Annotated in this window: 17 protein-coding genes; 8 read left to right on the plus strand and 9 right to left on the minus strand. The window is 71.9% G+C overall.

The window, feature by feature from the left end:
• The first annotated feature begins 35 nt into the window (after positions 1-35).
• The 4 genes from eat to NUV38_RS09615 are packed head-to-tail and all read left to right on the plus strand — an operon-like array spanning position 36 to position 4,564.
• Positions 36-1,469: an ethanolamine permease gene (eat, locus tag NUV38_RS09600; RefSeq protein WP_257728913.1), complete on the plus strand. Its 1,434-nt coding sequence runs from the start codon at positions 36-38 to the stop codon at positions 1,467-1,469.
• Complete coding sequence (locus tag NUV38_RS09605) at positions 1,466-2,905, plus strand: ethanolamine ammonia-lyase subunit EutB (protein WP_257728914.1); 1,440 nt, start codon at positions 1,466-1,468, stop codon at positions 2,903-2,905. Before eat ends, NUV38_RS09605 begins: the two co-directional genes overlap by 4 nt.
• On the plus strand, positions 2,902-3,696 hold the full coding sequence (gene eutC, locus NUV38_RS09610) for an ethanolamine ammonia-lyase subunit EutC (RefSeq protein WP_257728915.1): 795 nt from the start codon (positions 2,902-2,904) through the stop codon (positions 3,694-3,696). The genes NUV38_RS09605 and eutC overlap by 4 nt, the downstream gene beginning before the upstream one ends.
• Before the next feature lie 28 nt (positions 3,697-3,724).
• Entirely contained in the window at positions 3,725-4,564 is an 840-nt protein-coding gene (locus NUV38_RS09615; protein WP_257728916.1) for a DMT family transporter, read from the plus strand.
• 755 nt (positions 4,565-5,319) lie between these two features.
• On the opposite strand, the gene NUV38_RS09620 is transcribed toward NUV38_RS09615, so the two are convergent.
• The 3 genes from NUV38_RS09620 to NUV38_RS09630 all read right to left on the minus strand — a co-directional run bounded on the left by NUV38_RS09620 (position 5,320) and on the right by NUV38_RS09630 (position 8,598).
• Positions 5,320-6,183 (minus strand): Fpg/Nei family DNA glycosylase, encoded by an 864-nt coding sequence (locus NUV38_RS09620; protein WP_257728917.1) that lies wholly within the window; start codon positions 6,181-6,183, stop codon positions 5,320-5,322.
• A gap of 52 nt (positions 6,184-6,235) precedes the next feature.
• Positions 6,236-7,315: an alpha/beta hydrolase gene (locus NUV38_RS09625; RefSeq protein ID WP_257728918.1), complete on the minus strand. Its 1,080-nt coding sequence runs from the start codon at positions 7,313-7,315 to the stop codon at positions 6,236-6,238.
• 65 nt (positions 7,316-7,380) lie between these two features.
• Positions 7,381-8,598 carry an Nramp family divalent metal transporter gene (locus NUV38_RS09630; protein WP_257728919.1) on the minus strand — a complete coding sequence of 406 codons (1,218 nt, stop codon included), beginning with the start codon at positions 8,596-8,598 and terminating at the stop codon, positions 7,381-7,383.
• 81 nt (positions 8,599-8,679) lie between these two features.
• Between NUV38_RS09630 and NUV38_RS09635 the strand changes: the two genes are divergently transcribed.
• Both NUV38_RS09635 and NUV38_RS09640 read left to right on the plus strand, forming a co-directional pair.
• On the plus strand, positions 8,680-9,450 hold the full coding sequence (locus tag NUV38_RS09635; protein ID WP_257728920.1) for a M15 family metallopeptidase: 771 nt from the start codon (positions 8,680-8,682) through the stop codon (positions 9,448-9,450).
• A gap of 51 nt (positions 9,451-9,501) precedes the next feature.
• Positions 9,502-9,633 (plus strand): hypothetical protein, encoded by a 132-nt coding sequence (locus NUV38_RS09640; protein ID WP_257728921.1) that lies wholly within the window; start codon positions 9,502-9,504, stop codon positions 9,631-9,633.
• A gap of 59 nt (positions 9,634-9,692) precedes the next feature.
• Here the strand turns inward: NUV38_RS09640 and NUV38_RS09645 are convergent, their stop codons facing one another.
• From NUV38_RS09645 to purS, 5 genes are all read right to left on the minus strand, one after another.
• Complete coding sequence (locus NUV38_RS09645; RefSeq protein ID WP_257728922.1) at positions 9,693-11,099, minus strand: DEAD/DEAH box helicase; 1,407 nt, start codon at positions 11,097-11,099, stop codon at positions 9,693-9,695.
• Between the two features lie 942 nt (positions 11,100-12,041).
• Complete coding sequence (locus NUV38_RS09650) at positions 12,042-12,593, minus strand: NYN domain-containing protein (RefSeq protein WP_257728923.1); 552 nt, start codon at positions 12,591-12,593, stop codon at positions 12,042-12,044.
• Positions 12,594-12,629: 36 nt separating this feature from the next.
• Positions 12,630-12,848, minus strand: a complete 219-nt coding sequence (locus NUV38_RS09655; protein WP_257728924.1) for an SCO4848 family membrane protein — start codon at positions 12,846-12,848, stop codon at positions 12,630-12,632.
• Entirely contained in the window at positions 12,845-13,516 is a 672-nt protein-coding gene (gene purQ / locus NUV38_RS09660; RefSeq protein ID WP_257728925.1) for a phosphoribosylformylglycinamidine synthase subunit PurQ, read from the minus strand. Before purQ ends, NUV38_RS09655 begins: the two co-directional genes overlap by 4 nt.
• A 10-nt stretch (positions 13,517-13,526) precedes the next feature.
• On the minus strand, positions 13,527-13,769 hold the full coding sequence (gene purS / locus NUV38_RS09665; RefSeq protein ID WP_257728926.1) for a phosphoribosylformylglycinamidine synthase subunit PurS: 243 nt from the start codon (positions 13,767-13,769) through the stop codon (positions 13,527-13,529).
• Between the two features lie 74 nt (positions 13,770-13,843).
• Here purS and NUV38_RS09670 point away from each other — a divergent pair, with 74 nt between their 5' ends.
• Both NUV38_RS09670 and NUV38_RS09675 read left to right on the plus strand, forming a co-directional pair.
• On the plus strand, positions 13,844-14,701 hold the full coding sequence (locus NUV38_RS09670; protein WP_257728927.1) for an NAD(P)-dependent oxidoreductase: 858 nt from the start codon (positions 13,844-13,846) through the stop codon (positions 14,699-14,701).
• Positions 14,702-14,711: 10 nt separating this feature from the next.
• Positions 14,712-15,434 (plus strand): CPBP family intramembrane glutamic endopeptidase, encoded by a 723-nt coding sequence (locus tag NUV38_RS09675; RefSeq protein WP_257728928.1) that lies wholly within the window; start codon positions 14,712-14,714, stop codon positions 15,432-15,434.
• Positions 15,435-15,515: 81 nt separating this feature from the next.
• On the opposite strand, the gene NUV38_RS09680 is transcribed toward NUV38_RS09675, so the two are convergent.
• On the minus strand, positions 15,516-17,084 hold the full coding sequence (locus NUV38_RS09680) for a long-chain fatty acid--CoA ligase (protein WP_257728929.1): 1,569 nt from the start codon (positions 17,082-17,084) through the stop codon (positions 15,516-15,518).
• Positions 17,085-17,122 lie beyond the last annotated feature (38 nt).

Below are 17,122 nucleotides of genomic sequence, written 5' to 3' on the forward strand. Positions count from 1 at the left end.
TAGCGTCGCGACCCTCACGCACACGAGGAGGGGACATGGCCCAGCAGGAGAAGGCTCCCACCGGAGCCTCCGGGACGGACGCGACCGCCGAGGAGTACCTGGAGAAGCGTCAGCTGAAGCAGGGGACGGCGGGATGGGTCCTGCTGGCCGGGCTGGGCGTCAGCTACGTCGTCTCGGGCGACTACTCGGGCTGGAACTTCGGCCTCGCCGAGGGCGGCTTCGGCGGTCTGCTCATCGCGACGGTGATCGTCGCCGCCATGTATCTGGCCCTCGTCCTCGGCATGGCCGAGCTGTCGTCGGCACTGCCCGCCGCAGGTGGCGGCTACACGTTCGCCCGGCGCGCGCTCGGGCCCTGGGGCGGCTTCGCCACCGGGACCGCGATCCTCATCGAGTACGCAATCGCCCCCGCCGCCATCGCGACCTTCATCGGCGCCTACGTCGAGTCGCTCGGCCTGTTCGGCATCACCGACGGCTGGTGGGTGTACCTGGCGGTGTACGCCCTCTTCATCGGCATCCACCTCGCCGGGGTGGGCGAGGCGCTCAAGGTCATGTTCGTCATCACCTCCGTCGCGCTCGTCGGCCTGCTCGTGTTCGCGATCGCGGCGATCGGCGACTTCGACGCCTCGCGGCTCACCGACATCGCTCCGACCGACGCCGCCGGGGCCTCGGAGCTCCTGCCCTTCGGCTACCTCGGCATCTGGGCGGCGATCCCGTTCGCCATCTGGTTCTTCCTCGCCATCGAGGGCGTCCCGCTCGCTGCCGAAGAGGCGGCCGACGCAGAGCGCAACGTGCCCCGCGGGATCATCGCGGCGATGTCGGTCCTGCTCGTCACCTGCGTCGCCGTCCTCGTGCTCACGCCCGGCGCCGGAGGAGCGGAGGCGATGTCGTCGTCGGGCAACCCGCTCGTGGAGGCCCTCGGCGACGGGACGGCCGCGACCATCGTCAACTACGTGGGCCTGGCGGGGCTCGTCGCGAGCTTCTTCTCGATCATCTACGCCTACTCGCGCCAGCTGTTCGCGTTGTCGCGTGCCGGCTACCTCCCGACGACGCTGTCGGTCACGAACCGTCGCAAGGCGCCGATGCTGGCCCTGGTGGTCCCGGGCCTCGTCGGGTTCGGGCTCTCGCTGACCGGCCAGGGTGCGCTCCTGCTCAACATGGCGGTCTTCGGCGCGGCCCTCAGCTACGTGCTGATGATGGTGAGCCACGTGGTGCTGCGCGTCCGCGAGCCCGACATGCCTCGCCCGTACCGGACCCCCGGTGGCATCGCGACCACCGGCTTCGCCCTGGTGGTGGCCGCCCTCTCGGTCGTGGCCACGTTCCTCGTCGACAGCACCGCGGCCCTGTGGTGCGTAGCGGTCTTCGCCGCGTTCATGGCGTACTTCGCCCTCTACAGCCGTCACCACCTCGTGGCCGCCTCCCCCGACGAGGAGTTCGCCGCACTGGCCCGCGCCGAGCAGGAGCTGGAGTGAGCGGGGCCGGTCCGGGAGCAGGGGGACCGATCCGCCGTCAGAGCCTCGGCGGCACGACCTACCGTTTCGACGGTCTCGTCGACCTTATGGCGAAGGCCACCCCCGCTCGATCCGGGGACCAGCTCGCCGGGTGTGCCGCCGAGTCCGACGCCGAGCGCGCGGCGGCCGCGTGGGCGCTGGCCGACGAGCCGCTGCAGACGTTCCTCGACGAGCACGTCGTCCCGTACGAGAGCGACGAGGTCACCCGCCTGATCATCGACTCCCACGACGCCTCCGCGTTCGCCCCGGTGGCCCACCTCACCGTGGGCGGGCTGCGCGACTGGCTGCTCGAGCAGTGCGCACGTCCCGACGCCGCGACCACCTTCGCGGCCCTGGCTCCCGGTCTGACGCCCGAGATGGTGGCGGCCGTCTCGAAGCTCATGCGCAACCAGGACCTCGTGCTGGTGGCCCAGTCCGCGCAGGTCGTCTCGGCCTTCCGCACGACGATCGGGCTCCCGGGACGCATCGCGACGCGGCTCCAGCCCAACCACCCCACCGACGACCCTGCCGGGATCGCTGCCGCGACGCTCGACGGCCTGCTCATGGGGTCGGGTGACGCGGTCATCGGCATCAACCCCGCCACCGACTCCCCCCAGACCACGGCACGTCTGCTGCACCTGCTCGACGAGCTCCGTCTGCGCTTCGACATCCCGATGCAGTCGTGCGTGCTCTCGCACGTCACGACCACGCTGGACCTCATCGAGCAGGGAGTGCCCGTCGACCTGGTGTTCCAGTCCGTCGCCGGCACCGAGGGGGCGAACGCGTCCTTCGGCGTCACCGTGCCTCTGCTGCTCGAGGCTAACGAGGCGGGGAGGTCGCTCGGCCGCGGGACCGTGGGCGACCAGGTCATGTACCTGGAGACCGGGCAGGGGTCGGCTCTCTCGGCCGGCGCCCATCTGGGCACCGGTGGAAGGGCGGTCGACCAGCAGACGCTCGAGACCCGTGCCTACGGGCTGGCCCGCGCGCTCGACCCCCTGCTCGTGAACACCGTCGTCGGCTTCATCGGTCCGGAGTACCTCTACGACGGCAAGCAGATCATCCGGGCGGGCCTGGAGGACCACTTCTGCGGGAAGCTGCTGGGCCTGCCGATGGGCGTCGACGTCTGCTACACCAACCACGCCGAGGCCGACCAGGACGACATGGACACGCTGCTGACGCTCCTGGGCGTGGCCGGCGCCGCGTTCGTCATCGCCGTGCCCGGTGCCGACGACGTGATGCTCGGGTACCAGAGCCTGTCGTTCCACGACGCGCTCTACGTGCGGCAGGCGCTCGGGCTGCGACCAGCGCCGGAGTTCGAGGCCTGGTTGGCCGGTCTCGGCATGGTCGACGACGCGGGACGGGTGCTCCCGGTCGACCTCGGTGCCTCGCCACTGCTCTCGATCGCGGGACCGTCGTGACCGCCGCTCCACCTCCGTCGCGACCCGGCGACGACCCGTGGGACGGGCTGCGGCGCACCACGCAGGCGCGCATCGGTCTCGGGCGAGCAGGCAGCTCCCTGCCCACGCGGCGGGTGCTGGAGTTCCGCGCCGCCCATGCCGCCGCACGCGACGCCGTGCACGAGCCCCTCGACGTCGACGCCCTGGGCGCCCGGGTCACCGAGGTCGGCCTGGGTGAGCCGCTGCACGTGCGCAGCCTGGCGGAGGGGCGCGCCGAGTACCTGCGGCGCCCCGACCTGGGTCGTCGGCCGGCCGACCTCGAGCACCTGCGAGAGCATCGCGGCGCCGACCTCGCGATCGTGCTGGCCGACGGCCTGTCCCCCCGCGCCCTCACCGACCACGCGCTCGGCGTGCTCACGACGCTCGTGGACGCGCTCGGGGGGCTCTACCGGATCGCCCCACCGGTGATCGCCACGCAGGCGCGCGTGGCGCTCGGCGACCACGTCGGCGAGGCGCTCGGCGTGCAGACGCTGCTCGTCGTGATCGGTGAGCGACCGGGTCTGTCGGTGGCCGACAGCCTGGGCATCTACCTGACGCACGACCCCAGGCCCGGCCGCAGCGACGCCGAGCGGAACTGCATCTCCAACATCCACCCGCCCGAGGGGCTGGGCTACGACGCGGCCGGGCGGATCGCCGTGGCGCTCGTCCAGGGCTCACGGCAGCTCGGGCAGTCAGGGGTGGCGCTCAAGGACTCCTCCGCCGCGCAGGCGGTGGAGGCGGCCGAGGCGGCCGCGGTCGAGCACGTGCCGTAGACCTCGCCCCGTGCCCTAGGGTGCTCGCGTGGCCGTCGTCCTGTCCCTGATCTCCGCGCTCGCCTACGGCGTCTCGGACTTCCTCGGCGGCCTGTTCGCGAAGCGGTCGGGACCGTGGCAGACCGCCGTCGTCGGGCAGCTGTCGTCGACGGTGTGCGTCGCCGCCGTCGCGACGGTCGTCGGGGGCACCGCCGTCGGGTCGGACTGGGCCTGGGCCTCGGCCGGTGGCGTAGGCGCCGGCGTGGGGGCAGCGGTGCTGTACCGCGGGCTCGCCGGCGGACGCATGAGCGTGGTGGCCCCGTTGTCCGCGGTCGTCTGCGCCCTGCTGCCCGTAGCGGTCGGTCTCGTGACGGGTGACCGGCCGAGTGCGCTGGCCCTGGCCGGGATCGTGGTGGCCTTCCCCGCGATCGCCCTGGTGTCGCGCGTGGTCGAGGAGGACGCCGTCGCGGCGGCCGCGCACCGAGGGGGCGTCGTCGACGGTCTGCTGGCCGGCGTCGGCTTCGGTGTGCTGTTCGTCGCGCTCGGGCAGGTGGGCGACGACGCCGGTCTCTGGCCGCTCGCCCTCGCCAACGCCGTGGCCATGCTCGCCGTCGTGTCGGTCGCCGTGGCGGTGCGTCAGCCGTGGCTGCCCCGCGAGCCCGCGGCGTGGCGCGCACTGGCGATGGGACCCCTCGGCGCCACCGCCACCACCGCCTTCCTGCTGGCCACGCGCGAGGGACTGCTGTCGGTGGTCTCGGTCATCTCGGCGCTCTACCCGGCCGCGACCGTGCTGCTGGCGACCCTCGTGCTGAAGGAGCGCATCCAGGCCTGGCAGGGCGTCGGCCTGGCCCTGGCCGCGACCGCGGTCACCCTGGTCGCGCTCGGCTGACCGGGATCGTCCTGCGGCAGCGTCGGTGCCGCAGGCCTTCGCGTGCTGCTGCGTCGCTCGGCTGGGCTTCCACTCGCTGCTGCGTCGCTGTGGCTGGGCTTCCACTCGCTGCTGCGTCGCTGTGGGTGCGAGTCGGGGCGGTCTCCGAAAGGGCCTCGACCGGAGCGGTGGGTCCGAGCCTGGGTGGGTCTGCGGGGCGCGGCCACGATTCTCCCTCTGCGCGGGATCCGCGCACGATTCTTCGTTCGCGCGGACCGTGCCTCGCGAAGGAAGCATCGTGGCGACGACTTTGGCCCCGTACGGGCAGGGATTCTCCATCGTCGTGGAACGGTCCACGAGAAGGGAGAACCCCTGCCCCACCGCCGCGCCCCATCGCCCCCGCAGACGCAGGATTCTGCCTTCGCGTGCAGAGGCCCGAACGATGCTGCGTTCACGACGGGATCCGAACACGAACGCAGCATCTTTCAACCCCTCACGCACGAACGCAGAACCTTGCGTCCCCCGGAGCCACGCTCCGAGAGCCCGACCGACCCCGGACCCGTCCGCCGGTCGAGGCCCTTTCGGAGACCGACCCGCCTCGCAGCCACAGCGACGCAGCCGCAGGACAAGACCAGCGGGAGCGCAGCCGCAGGTCGAGGCCCAGCCGGAGCAACGCAGCCGCAGGTCGAGGCCCCGCCGGAGCGACGCAGCAGCAAGACGAAGCCCCCAGCCCACGCAGCCGCAGGTCGAGACCGAACTGACCCCGAAGAGCGCGCCTACTTCAGGAACTTGCTGGTGGACCGGTCCTTGAGCGGCTTGCCGCCGGTCTGGCAGGTGGGGCAGTACTGCAGCGAGGAGTCGGCGAAGACGACCTCGGCCACCGTGTCGCCGCAGACCGGGCACACCTCGCCGGCCCGGCCGTGCACCCGCATGCGCGAGCGCTTGGAGTCCTTGAGCTCGGAGGCGGGCTTGCCGTGCGCCTCGGCCATCGCCTCGGCGAGCACCGACGCGATCGCGGCGTCGAGCCGACCGACTTCCTCGGCGTCGAGCTCGGAGGCGAGCGCGAACGGCGACAGCTTCGCGGCGTGCAGGATCTCGTCACTGTAGGCGTTGCCGATGCCCGCCACGATCTTCTGGTCGCGCAGGAACCGCTTGACCTGCATGCGCCGAGCCTCGAGCAGGGGCGCCACCGAGAAGCCCTCGGCGAGGGGGTCGGGCCCCAGAGCCGCGATGCCGGGCACGTCCTGCGGGTCGCGCACCACGTACAGCGCCAGGCCCTTGCGGGTGCCGGCCTCCGTGACGTCGAAGCCGACGTGGGGCCCGTCGCCGTGGTCCAGCCGGACCCGCGCGGCGAGGGGACCGTTGCCCATCTTGAGGCGCTTGTCGGTGAGGTGGTCGGACCAGCGCAGCCAGCCCGCCTTGGCCAGGTGGATCACGAGGTGCAGGCCGTCGACGTCGAGGTCGACGAACTTGCCGTGCCGGTGCACACCCGTGACCTGCAGCCCGGCCAGGGCCGACACGGGCGGGTCGAACGTCTTGAGGACGGCGAACGACGCCAGCTCGACGTCGGCCAGCACGGCGCCCACGGCCCGTTCCCGCAGGAAGACCACCAGCGCGTCGACCTCGGGCATCTCGGGCACGCTCCGAGCCTACGCCCCGGGACCGACCACGCGGCGCGACCCGACGGCGGTGTCAGTCGGTGTCGTGCCGGGCGTAGAAGCCCTCCATGGCGGGCCACGACGTCCGGCGCGCGGCTCGTCCGGTGAGCACGCCCAGGTGGCCCCCGGGCGCCTGGACGAGCTGGACGTCGGGCGATCCCGTGAGCAGGTCCACGAGGTGGCTGACGGCCCCGGTCGGCGCGAGCGTGTCGCCCAGCCCCGCCACCACGAGGACGGGGACGTCGATCCGGGCCAGCTCGATGGAGCGTCCGCCCAGGTCCACGACGCCGGTCGCGAGCGCGTTGCTGCGCACCACCACGTGGTACAGCTGCCCGAACGTGCGGCCCGGGTAGGCGTACATGTTGTCGGTGAAGCGGTCCACCGCCTCGAGCTGGGCGAGGAAGTCGCGGTCGTCGGCGTGCGTGAGCATCGAGACCGGCTTGGTGAGGTACTTGTCGATCGCCGAGATCTGGAACCCCAGTCGGGTCAGGGGCGCCGGTACTCCGCCGAGCGTGCGGTAGGCGGCACTGACCAGGCCGCTCGCGACGGCGTTGACCGGACGCGTGATCGCGATCAGCGGCACCTGGGTCAGGTCGAAGGGCGAGGCGACCGCCGTGGCCGACGCCAGCGGCAGGGACGGGTCGGACGCGGCCGTGAAGATGGTGAAGATCCCACCCAACGACCAGCCCGCCATGTGGACCGGCCGGTCGCCGGCATCGGCGTGGACGTGGCGGACCGCCTGCGGGATCACGGTGTCCACCCAGTGCTCGATGCCGAGCTCGCGGTGCTCGAAGCTGACCGGGCCGTAGTCGACCAGGTAGACGGGACGTCCCTGCTGCACGAAGTACTCCACCACGCTGCACCCACGACGCAGGTCGAAGGCCAGGGCCGGCGCCGCGAGGGGCGGGACGAACAACAGCGGGTCGCCGTGCTGCTCGAGGCCCGGGTACGGGTCGTAGCGGAAGAGGCTGGCGTGCTCCGTCACCTTGATGAGCGTGCGCGGGGTCGGCCGCAGGTCGGCGATGCGACGTCCCTGCGCCTTGTCGCGCAGGTTCACCGCCGCCCCTGCGAGGTCACGGGGCACGCGGACGCGCGGGACGAGCGGGAGGGACATGCCTCGCGATGATGCCAGAGGGCGCCCGCCACCGCCGGGGAACGTCCCGGTCGCCGCGCTGCGGGTCACGTGAAGGTGAGCACCAGGAGGGAGAGGTTCAGCGCGATCACCACGGCCGCGACGGCGCACGCCGCCACCGTGGTGGCCACCCGGTTCACGTGATCGCCCATCACGGCCCTGCTCGCGGTGAGGCGCACCAAGGGCACGAGCGCGAACGGGATCCCCAACGACAGCACCACCTGCGACACGACCAGGGCACGGCTCGGGTCGATGCCGAGCACGAGCACGACCAGGGCCGGGATCACCGTCACGACCCGCCGCAGCAGCAGTGGCACGCGGATGCCGAGCAGACCCTGCATGACCTCCGCGCCCGCGGCCGCCCCCACGGCCGTCGAGGCGAGGCCGGACCCGAGCAGGGCCACCGCGAACAGCAGCGCCACCCCCGCCCCGAGCTCCGACGTGACGAGCGCGTGCACCCCCGTCAGGGTGTCGGTGCCCGGCAGACCCTGCAGGCCTGCCGCGGCGACGAGCAGCAGCGACAGGTTGAGCACACCGGCGAGCAGCAGCGCGAGCACGACGTCGGTCCGCGTGGCGCGCAGCAGCCCGGCCACCGACACCTCGCGGCCCCGAGCGCCGAGTCGACCGGACGTGAGACCCGAGTGCAGGTAGATGACGTGGGGCATCACCGTGGCACCGATGATCCCCGACGCGAGCAGCACGCTCTCGGCGCCCGCGAACGTCGGCACGAGGCCACCGGCCACCTCCGAGGCGGCCGGCGGGTTGACGACGAGGCCGGCCACGAACCCGACGGCGATCATCGCGAGGAACCCGAGGATCGTGCGCTCGAGCGCGCCCTGCCCGCGGGCGTCGCCGATCCTGAGCACGAGCAACGAGACCCCCGCCGTCAGCACGGCGCCGACCACCAGCGGCAGGTCGAACAGCAGGTACAGCGCGATCGCGCCGCCCACCACCTCGGCGAGGTCCGTGGCGATCGCGATCGCCTCGGCCTGCACCCAGTACGCCAGGCGTGGGCCGCGCCGGAGCCGCTGGCCGACGTGGGTGGCGAGCGACGCCTGCGTCACCAGCCCCAGCTTCGCCGAGAGGTACTGCACCAGCACGGCCATGACGTTCGCGAGCACCACGACCCACACCAGCGTGTAGCCGAACTGGGCCCCGGCGGTGACGTTGGTGGCCACGTTGCCGGGATCGACGTAGGCGACAGCGGCCACGAAGGCCGGACCGAGCAGGACCATGCGGCCGCGCAGGGTCGACGCCGTCAGCATGGCCGCAGCGTAGCCACCGCTCGCGCGAACCCGCGCGACGACCGACCCCCGGCGAAGGCGATCCCGCACTACCGTGGTCGGGTGTCGCGACCTTCGCACCGCTCCCTCGGCGTCCTGGCCGTCCTCGTGCTGGCGACGTCAGTGCTGGTCGGCTGCTCCGAGCCGAGCCGGACGGACGGCGCACCGCCCAGGAACCCGCCGACGACGACGAGCACGCCCTCGGTGAGCGAGACCACGCCGACGCCGACCCCCACGGCGCCGACCGTCGGTGAGGTCTCCGACGCGCGATGGGCGGCGATGGTCCGCACCGGGGCGTGGCGGCCCGGGTGCCCCGTCGACCGTGACGACCTGCGCGAGCTGGAGGTCACCTACGTCGACTTCGAGGGCGTGGACCGCCGAGGGGTGCTGGTGGCGAACCGCGACGTCGTCGGCAGCCTCGGGCGCATCTTCGTCACGCTGCACGAGCGCGGCTTCCCGATCGAGCGCATGGACCCGGTCGAGGCCTTCGACGGTGACACGTTGAAGAGCCTGCAGGCCAACAACACGTCCGCGTACAACTGCCGCCGCCCGGACCAGATCAACGCGCCGGTGCTGCAGTCGCCGCACGCGAACGGCCGCGCGATCGACATCAACCCCGACCTCAACCCCTGGATGGATCTGCGCTGCCGCTGCTGGTCACCGCGCGCCACCCACGCCGAGCGGACTCCGGCCCCCGGGAAGATCCTGGCCGACGACGCGACCGTCCGGCTCTTCGAGGACGAGGGCTGGATCTGGCAGAACATCGACGTCGCCGACTACATGCACTTCGACACCGGCTACCCGTCGAAGGCCTGGACGAGCCCCCGCGACTGACTCCCCGACGTCCGCGGACTCCTCTTCAGGGCCACGTCCGGCCGCCGGCAGGTGCGGGTCGTCCCGTGCACCACCTACGCGACGCGCTGGTTCGCCTCCGCGACGTCGCAGGCCGGCGCCACGGTCGTGACCACCACGGGCCAGAAGGTCGTCGACCGCACCGTGGTCGTGCCGAGGCGCTGACGCGAGAAGCCCCGACCGCCTGCCGGTGAGGCAGACGACCGGGGCCGGTCTCGCGGACGTCAGGAGGCCGAGCGGGCCTGTCCACCGCCGCTGCGGCGACGGTTGCCACCGGGGCGGCCCTGGCCGGCGGGACGACCCTGGCCGGCGGGGCGGCCCTGGCCACCACCGCGCGGCGACCGGTTCTGGCCACCGCCACGGTTCTGTCCGCCTCGGCCCTGGCCACCACGACCGGATCCGGATCCCGCACGGTGTCCGGCTCCGCCCGACGTGCGCTCGGGCAGGACGCCGCTGGTGGCGAGCGCCTCGGGCGTCAGGGGCTTCGGTGCCGTGGCGGCGTCGTGCTGGCGGGCGGTGACGCCGGCCTTGGCCTGGAGCTGGACGACGTCGCGCAGGTCCTCACGCGTGGTCATCGTGATGACGGTGCCGGCCTCACCCGCGCGGGCGGTACGACCGGAGCGGTGCGTGTACGCCTTGTGCTCGGCCGGCACGTCGTAGTGGACGACGAGCTTCACGTCGTCGACGTGGATGCCGCGGGCGGCGATGTCGGTCGCGACGATGACGTCGGCCGCACCCTTGCTGAAGCGGGCCAGGTTGCGCTCACGCTTGGCCTGGTTGAGGTCGCCGTGCAGGTCGACGGCCTCGATGCCGGCGGTGGTGAGCTGACGTGCGAGGCGCGTGGCTCCGCGGCGGGTACGGGCGAACACGATGGTGCGGGGGTTGTCGGCGAGCAGCCGCGACGCGGTGGCCAGCTTCTCGGTGCGCGAGCTGACGAGCACGTGGTGGTCCATGCGCATCTCGGTCTCCTGCGCGGACTCGATCTCGTGCAGGTCGTGCTGCGGGAGGTGACGACGCACCAGGCGGTCGACGTCGCCGTCGAGGGTGGCCGACAGCAGCAGCCGCTGGCTGCCCTGGCGGGTCATGGCCACGAGGGCGTCGACCGGCTTGAAGAAGCCGAGGTCGCAGAGGTGGTCGGCCTCGTCGAGCACCGTGATCTCGACGTGGTCGAGGGTGCAGGCGCGGCGGTCGACGAGGTCGGCGAGGCGTCCCGGGGTGGCGACGACGAGGTCGACACCGTCGCGCAGTTGGTGGATCTGCTTGTTGATCGGGGTGCCGCCGAGCACGGTCATGATGCGCAGGTGCAGCGGGGCCGCCAGCGGCGCCAGGGCGCGCTGGACCTGGGTGGCCAGCTCACGCGTGGGCACCAGGATGAGGCCGCGCGGCGCCTTGGGACGGCGAGTGCCGCCGGCCAGCTGGTCGAGCACGGGCAGGCCGAAGGACAAGGTCTTGCCCGATCCGGTGCGGGCCCGGCCGAGCACGTTGCGCCCGGCGAGCGCCGACGGCAGGACGGCCTGCTGGATCGGGGTGGGCTCGACGATGCCCTCGCGGGCGAGCGCCTTGACGAGCGAGGAGGGCAGGCCGAGGTCGTTGAACGACGTCAGGGCAGGGGTGGGACGGGTGGACAGCACAGGGCTGCCAGAAGGCTGGTTCACAGAACTCTCAGACGTTGGGTGGCTCGAACCGCTCTGCGTCGGATGACGCGGCCTGTTCGGGCTCGGAGGGGGAGGCCCTCCGAACGTTCCGGGGCTCCCGTGGACCTCCAGCCTAGCAGCCGAGGACCCATGGTCGGCTGTTCCGCGTCCGTGCCCTGCGTCACCCGGCTCACTCCTTCGTGGTCGCCGAGCGTCGTCCTGCGGCTGCGTCGCTGTGGCTCCGAGTCACGGCCGGCCTCCGAAAGCGCCTCGACCGGAGCGGTGGGGAGCGGCCTGCTTGGGTCTGCCGGGCGGGGCTGGGTTCTGCTCTTTGCTGCGTCGCTGTGGCTGCGAGTCGGGTCGTTCTCCGAAAGGGCCTCGACCGCAGCAGGGGCTCTGGGCTCGGGTGGGTCTGCGGGGCGCGGCCGCGGTTCTCCCTCTGCGCGTGATCTACGCACGATTCTTCCTTCGCGTGGACCGTCCCTCGCGAAGGGAGCATCGTGGCGACGAAAAGAGCCCCGTACGGGCAGAGATTCTCCCTTGCCGTGGAACGGTCCACGAGAAGGGAGAATCCCTACCCACCCACCGCACGAGTCGCCCCGTCGGACGCAGGATTCTGCCTTCGCGTGCAGAAGCCCGAACGATGCTGCGTTCACGACGGGATCCGACCACGAACGCAGCATCCTTCGACCCCTCACGCACGAACGCAGAATCTTGCGTCACCCCGAGCCACGCACCGAGAGCCCACCCGACCCCGGACCCATCCGCCGTTCGAGGCCCTTTCGGAGAACGACCCGCCTCGCAGCCACAGCGACGCAGCCGGAGGAGAAGACCCACCCCGAGCAGCGCAGCCGCAGGACGAAGCCCCAGCCGAGCGACTCAGCCGAGGGAAGAAGCCCCAGCCGAGTGACTCAGCACCAGGACGAAGCCACCGGCCGCCTACAGGAACTGAGCCGGGTCGAACTCGTCGATCGGCACCACGCGGATGCGCGGGAGCTCCTCGTTGAAGGCGTGCACGTCGTACTCGAGGTCGTGGAACTCGAGCCCGCGCTCGATGAGGGGGACGAAGGCGCTGCTGCGCATCTCGCGGAACGCGAGCAGTCCGACCTTGCGTGTGCCCACGAGCGCGCCGAGCTGCGGGACGAAGTCGCCGTCGTTGCTCGCGAGCATGACGTCGGCGTCGCGCCGGGCCAGCTCCTCGAGGGTGCGCTGGATGGCGATGTCGACGACCTTCTGGTCGGGCGTGCCCGACAGCAGGACGGGCCGGTAGGCCATGGCGGTGAGCGCCTGCACGAACGACATGGGAACGTCGCCGTTCGCGGCGATGAAGAACAGGCCCTGCGCGGGCTGGTCCCACGTGGACTCGGCGAACGCGAGCACCCGGTCCCAGCGGGGCCGCTCGTGGGGGTGGGGGCGACGGCCGAAGATCGACTGACCGAGGGTCGCGTCGATGTTCTCGCCGTCGACGAGCACGTAGGTGCGGCGTTCCATGCCACCCACCCTAGTCACGACGGCGTCGCACGCGGGTCAGAGCAGGGTGAGCAGCCCGAGCACGCCCACAGCCACGCCGAGCGCGAGCGAGACACCGATCAGCACCGCGTGCACGCGGAAGAAGGCGGTCGGCCGACCCTGCTCGTCGCGGGCACGGTCGTCCTTCGTCACCCGACGCCAGAACTGCGGCCAGATGAACAGGTTCCAGGCTGCCGTGACGAGCAGGACCACGGACCAGCCGACGGGCAGGCTCATGCGCTGGTGAGCGCCTTGACGGCCGAGGTGAAGAAGCCGAGGCCGTCGACGCCGGGGCCGCAGAGGTCCTCGACGGCGTGCTCCGGGTGCGGCATGAGCCCCACGACGTTGCCACGCTCGTTGGTGATGCCCGCGATGTCGCGCAGCGACCCGTTCGGGTTGGTGCCGACGTAGCGGAAGACGACCTGGCCCTCCCCCTCGAGCCGGTCCAGCGTGGTCTGGTCGGCCACGAAGCCACCCTCGCCGTTCTTGAGCGGGATGGTGATGTGCTGGCCGGCCGTGTAGTCGGCCGTCCACACGGTGTCGGCGTTCTCGACCGACAGGACCTGGTCGCGGCAGATGAAGGTGCGGTGGTCGTTGCGGATGAGCGCGCCGGGCAGCAGGTGCGACTCGCAGAGGATCTGGAAGCCGTTGCAGATCCCGAGGACGGGCATGCCGCCCTGGGCCGCCGCCACGACCTCGGTCATCACCGGGGCGAACCGGGCGATGGCGCCGCAGCGCAGGTAGTCGCCGTACGAGAAGCCGCCGGGGAGGATCACCGCGTCGACGCCGTGCAGGTCGTGGTCGCCGTGCCACAGCGCGACCGGCTCACCGCCGGCCAGACGTACGGCGCGCCGTGCGTCGACGTCGTCGAGCGACCCCGGGAACGTGACGATGCCGATCTTCATCCGGTCGCCCTCAGCCCTCGACGCGGACGGTGAAGTCCTCGATGACCGGGTTGGAGAGCAGCGTCCCGGCGATCTTCTCGATCTCGGCCAGCGTGGGCTCGTCGGCCGCATCGACCTCGAGCTCGAAGCGCTTGCCCTGGCGGACGTCGGTGACACCCTCGAAGCCGAGCCGGGGAAGGGCGCCGTGGACGGCCTTGCCCTGCGGGTCGAGGATCTCGGGCTTGGGCATGACGTCGACGATGATGCGGGCCATGTGAGCATCCTATCGGCGTCCAGGCCCGACCCTCTCACTCGGCACCGCCGCGCTGTCCGACGTACGGTCGGGACATGCGCGTGAGTGTGATCGGGCTCGGTGCCATGGGCGCCGGGATGGCCGCGTCGGTCCTGAGGGCCGGCATGACGACGACGGTCTGGAACCGGAGTCCGGAGAGGTCCGAGCCACTGCGGGACCAGGGCGCCCAGGTGGCCGCGACCGCTGGCGAGGCGGTGGCCGACGCCGACGTGGTCGTGGTCTCGCTGTTCGACGAGGCATCGGTGCAGGAGGTGCTCGAGCAGGCCCTGCCGGGGTCTGACCCGTCCATCGTGTGGCTGCAGACCGCGACCGTGGGTCCCGACGGCGCGCGTCGGCTGCACGAGCTCGCCGAGCGGCACGGCCGGGTGCTCGTCGACGCCCCGGTCCTTGGGACGAGGAAGCCCGCCGCCGACGGTGCCCTGACCGTGCTCGCCTCCGGTCCCGAGGAGGCGCTCACGACGGCGCGTCCCGTGCTCGATGCCATCGGGGCACGCACGCTGGTCGTCGGCGAATCCGCGGGACAGGCCAGCGCCCTCAAGCTGGCCTGCAACTCGTGGGTCGCCTCACTCACCGCAGCGGCCGCTCAGGCGCTGACGCTGGCACGGGTCCAGGGCGTCGACCCCGGCCTCTTCCTCGAGGCGATCGAGGGCACGGCCGTGGACACCCCCTACGCCCACCTGAAGGGTCGCGCGATCCTGGCCGAGGACCTCACGCCGTCCTTCGCGGTCGACGGCGTCCTCAAGGACCTCTCGCTGATGCTCGATGCCGGTTCCGACGTCATGGACACGTCGCTCCTGGAATCCGTGCGTGACCGTTTCGCAGCGGCCTCCGCCGCCGGACACGGCGCCGACGACATGGCCGCTGTCGTCGCCGGCTTCGAGCCGCGCGTCTGAGCCCGCCGTGATGCGCAGCTACCCGGGCCGACGCTGGATCGACCGCTCCCTGCGGGACGTCGTGTCCCGCGACCACCGCATGTCGCCCGCGGCGTTCCGCCGGCGCCAGTGGGTGACCGCCGGTGTCGTCGTGCTCGGCGCCGTCGTGCTCGGCATCTCGTTGCGCGTCCAGCCCGGCAGCCCGTGGTTCTACCCGCTCACGTTCGGGCTCGCCGCGGTCTGGACCATCGGGGCCTTCGCGTCCGGTCGGCTCCACCTGGGGCACATCGTCACCGACGACCCCGACGACGAGGACGGCCTCGTCCGCCCCGTCGTGCAGCCCATCGCCCTCGGTCTGGCACTCGCGGGCGTGTTCGTCGTGGGCGCCCTCGTCGTGCGCGACATCCCGCTGCTGTCCGACCAGGTCGAGAAGGTGCTGGGGTTCGCGACCGAGGGCACGCTGCCGCTGCTCGTCGTCGTCACCGCGGTCAACGGGGTGGCGGAGGAGCTGTTCTTCCGCGGCGCCGCGTACGCCGCGATCCCCCGGCACCCGGTCGTCTGGACGACCGTGGCCTACACCGTCGCGACGCTCGCCACGGGCAACGTCATGCTCGCGTTCGCCGCGATCCTGCTCGGCGTGGTCGTGGGGCTGCAGCGCCGCGTGTCGGGCGGCATCCTGGCGCCGGTCCTCACGCACTGCACGTGGTCGCTCACCATGCTGCTCGCCCTCCCCCCGATCTTCGGGCTGCGCTAGCCGGATCGACGGCGGTGGACGGCCGGGGCCAGGACCTGCCTGGACCCGGCCGTCGACGCTGGGCGGGGATCGGTGCCGGGCTCAGATCTCGCGCTTGAGGATCTTGCCGGTCGCGGTCATCGGCAGCTCGTCGCGGAACTCCACGATGCGCGGGTACTTGTAGGCCGCGAACTGCTCCTTGCCCCACGCCACGAGGTCGGCCTCGGAGACGTCGTCGTGGTCCTTCTCCTTGACGACGACGGCCTTGATCTCCTCGCCGTGCGACTCGTGGGGGACGCCGATGACGGCGACCAGCGAGACGGCCGGGTGGGAGATCAGCACCTCCTCGAGCTCACGCGGGTACACGTTGAAGCCACCGCGGATGATCATGTCCTTGCTGCGGTCGACGATGTAGTAGAAGCCGTCGGCGTCCTTGCGCGCGAGGTCGCCCGAGCGGAACCAGCCGTCGTGGATGGCCTCCTCGGTGGCCTCGGGGCGGTCGTAGTAGCCCTTCATGACGTTGTGGCCCTTGATGGCGATCTCGCCCACCGCGGACTTGCCGTCCTCCTGGACGTCGTCGGGCACGTCGTTCCACTCGTCGTCGATGAGCTTCATCTCCACGCCGGGGATCGGCACACCGATGGAGCCGACGCGCGGCTCCTCGCCGTAGCGGGCGAACGACGCGACGGGCGACGTCTCCGACAGGCCGTAGCCCTCGAGGATCGTCACCCCGAAGCGGTCGGAGAACTGGCGGTGGATGTCGACCGGGAGCGCCGAGCCACCCGCCGCGGCGACCCGCAGGTTCTTCGCGATGGTCGCGACGTCGACGCTGTCGTCGAGCGCGCCCAGCAGGCCCCAGTACATGGTGGGGACACCGGCGAAGTAGGTGACCTGCTCCTTGAGCATGAGCCCGAGCGCCGCCTGTGCCTCGAAGCGCGGCAGCATGACCACGGTGCCGCCGAAGGCCACCGCGCCGTTCTGGATGCAGGTCTGCCCGAAGGAGTGGAACAGCGGCAGCACGCACAGGTAGGTGTCGGGGTTGGACTCGTCGGCGCCGAACAGGTCGGTGCCGGCCAGCGCGTTGTCGCGCATGTTGCGGTGCCGCAGCTCTGCGCCCTTGGGCTGGCCCGTGGTGCCCGAGGTGTAGAGGATGACCGCGGTGTCGTCGTCGTCGCGCTCGACCGTCTCGAAGGTGGGCGGCTGCTGGGCCACGAGCGGGGCGTAGAACTCCGGCGCCTCCATGGGCTCCGGGGCGGCGGAGTCGAGCTTGATCAGGAAGAAGTCCTTGCAGCCGTCGACCGCCTGGAAGCCCTCCCACGCGGCCTCGCCGATCGGCAGGTCCGGCGTGCCCTCGAAGGCGAAGTAGGCCACCGCGTCGGAGTCGTCGAGGTGGTAGGCGACCTCACGGCCGCGCAGCAGCACGTTCAGCGGCACGACGGTGGCGCCGGCCTTGAGGATGCCGAAGTAGATGATCGTGAAGTACGGCAGGTTCGGGCACGAGAGCGCGACCTTGTCGCCCGGCTGGACGCCCCGCGACACGAGCAGGTTCGCCACCTGGTTGGCCGCCCCGTTCACCTGCGCGTAGCTCAGACGGGTGTCGCCGAAGACGATCGCCGTCCGGTCGGCGTACTTCTCGGTGGTGGTCTCCAGCAGGGCGGCGAGATTGGCCACGACGGCTCCTCGGGTCAGGGGGTGTGTGCGACGTCACC

The organism is Aeromicrobium sp. 50.2.37 (assembly GCF_024655735.1).
Classification (GTDB): Bacteria; Actinomycetota; Actinomycetes; order Propionibacteriales; family Nocardioidaceae; genus Aeromicrobium.

Coding starts and splice junctions, on each gene's coding strand:
- eat (WP_257728913.1), top strand. CDS start 36: ATGGCCCAGCAGGAGAAGGCTCCCACCGGAGCCTCCGGGACGGACGCG.
- NUV38_RS09625 (WP_257728918.1), bottom strand. CDS start 7,315: ATGTCCCTCCCGCTCGTCCCGCGCGTCCGCGTGCCCCGTGACCTCGCA.
- NUV38_RS09630 (WP_257728919.1), bottom strand. CDS start 8,598: ATGCTGACGGCGTCGACCCTGCGCGGCCGCATGGTCCTGCTCGGTCCG.
- NUV38_RS09650 (WP_257728923.1), bottom strand. CDS start 12,593: ATGGAACGCCGCACCTACGTGCTCGTCGACGGCGAGAACATCGACGCG.
- NUV38_RS09655 (WP_257728924.1), bottom strand. CDS start 12,848: ATGAGCCTGCCCGTCGGCTGGTCCGTGGTCCTGCTCGTCACGGCAGCC.
- purQ (WP_257728925.1), bottom strand. CDS start 13,516: ATGAAGATCGGCATCGTCACGTTCCCGGGGTCGCTCGACGACGTCGAC.
- purS (WP_257728926.1), bottom strand. CDS start 13,769: ATGGCCCGCATCATCGTCGACGTCATGCCCAAGCCCGAGATCCTCGAC.
- NUV38_RS09670 (WP_257728927.1), top strand. CDS start 13,844: ATGCGCGTGAGTGTGATCGGGCTCGGTGCCATGGGCGCCGGGATGGCC.
- NUV38_RS09675 (WP_257728928.1), top strand. CDS start 14,712: ATGCGCAGCTACCCGGGCCGACGCTGGATCGACCGCTCCCTGCGGGAC.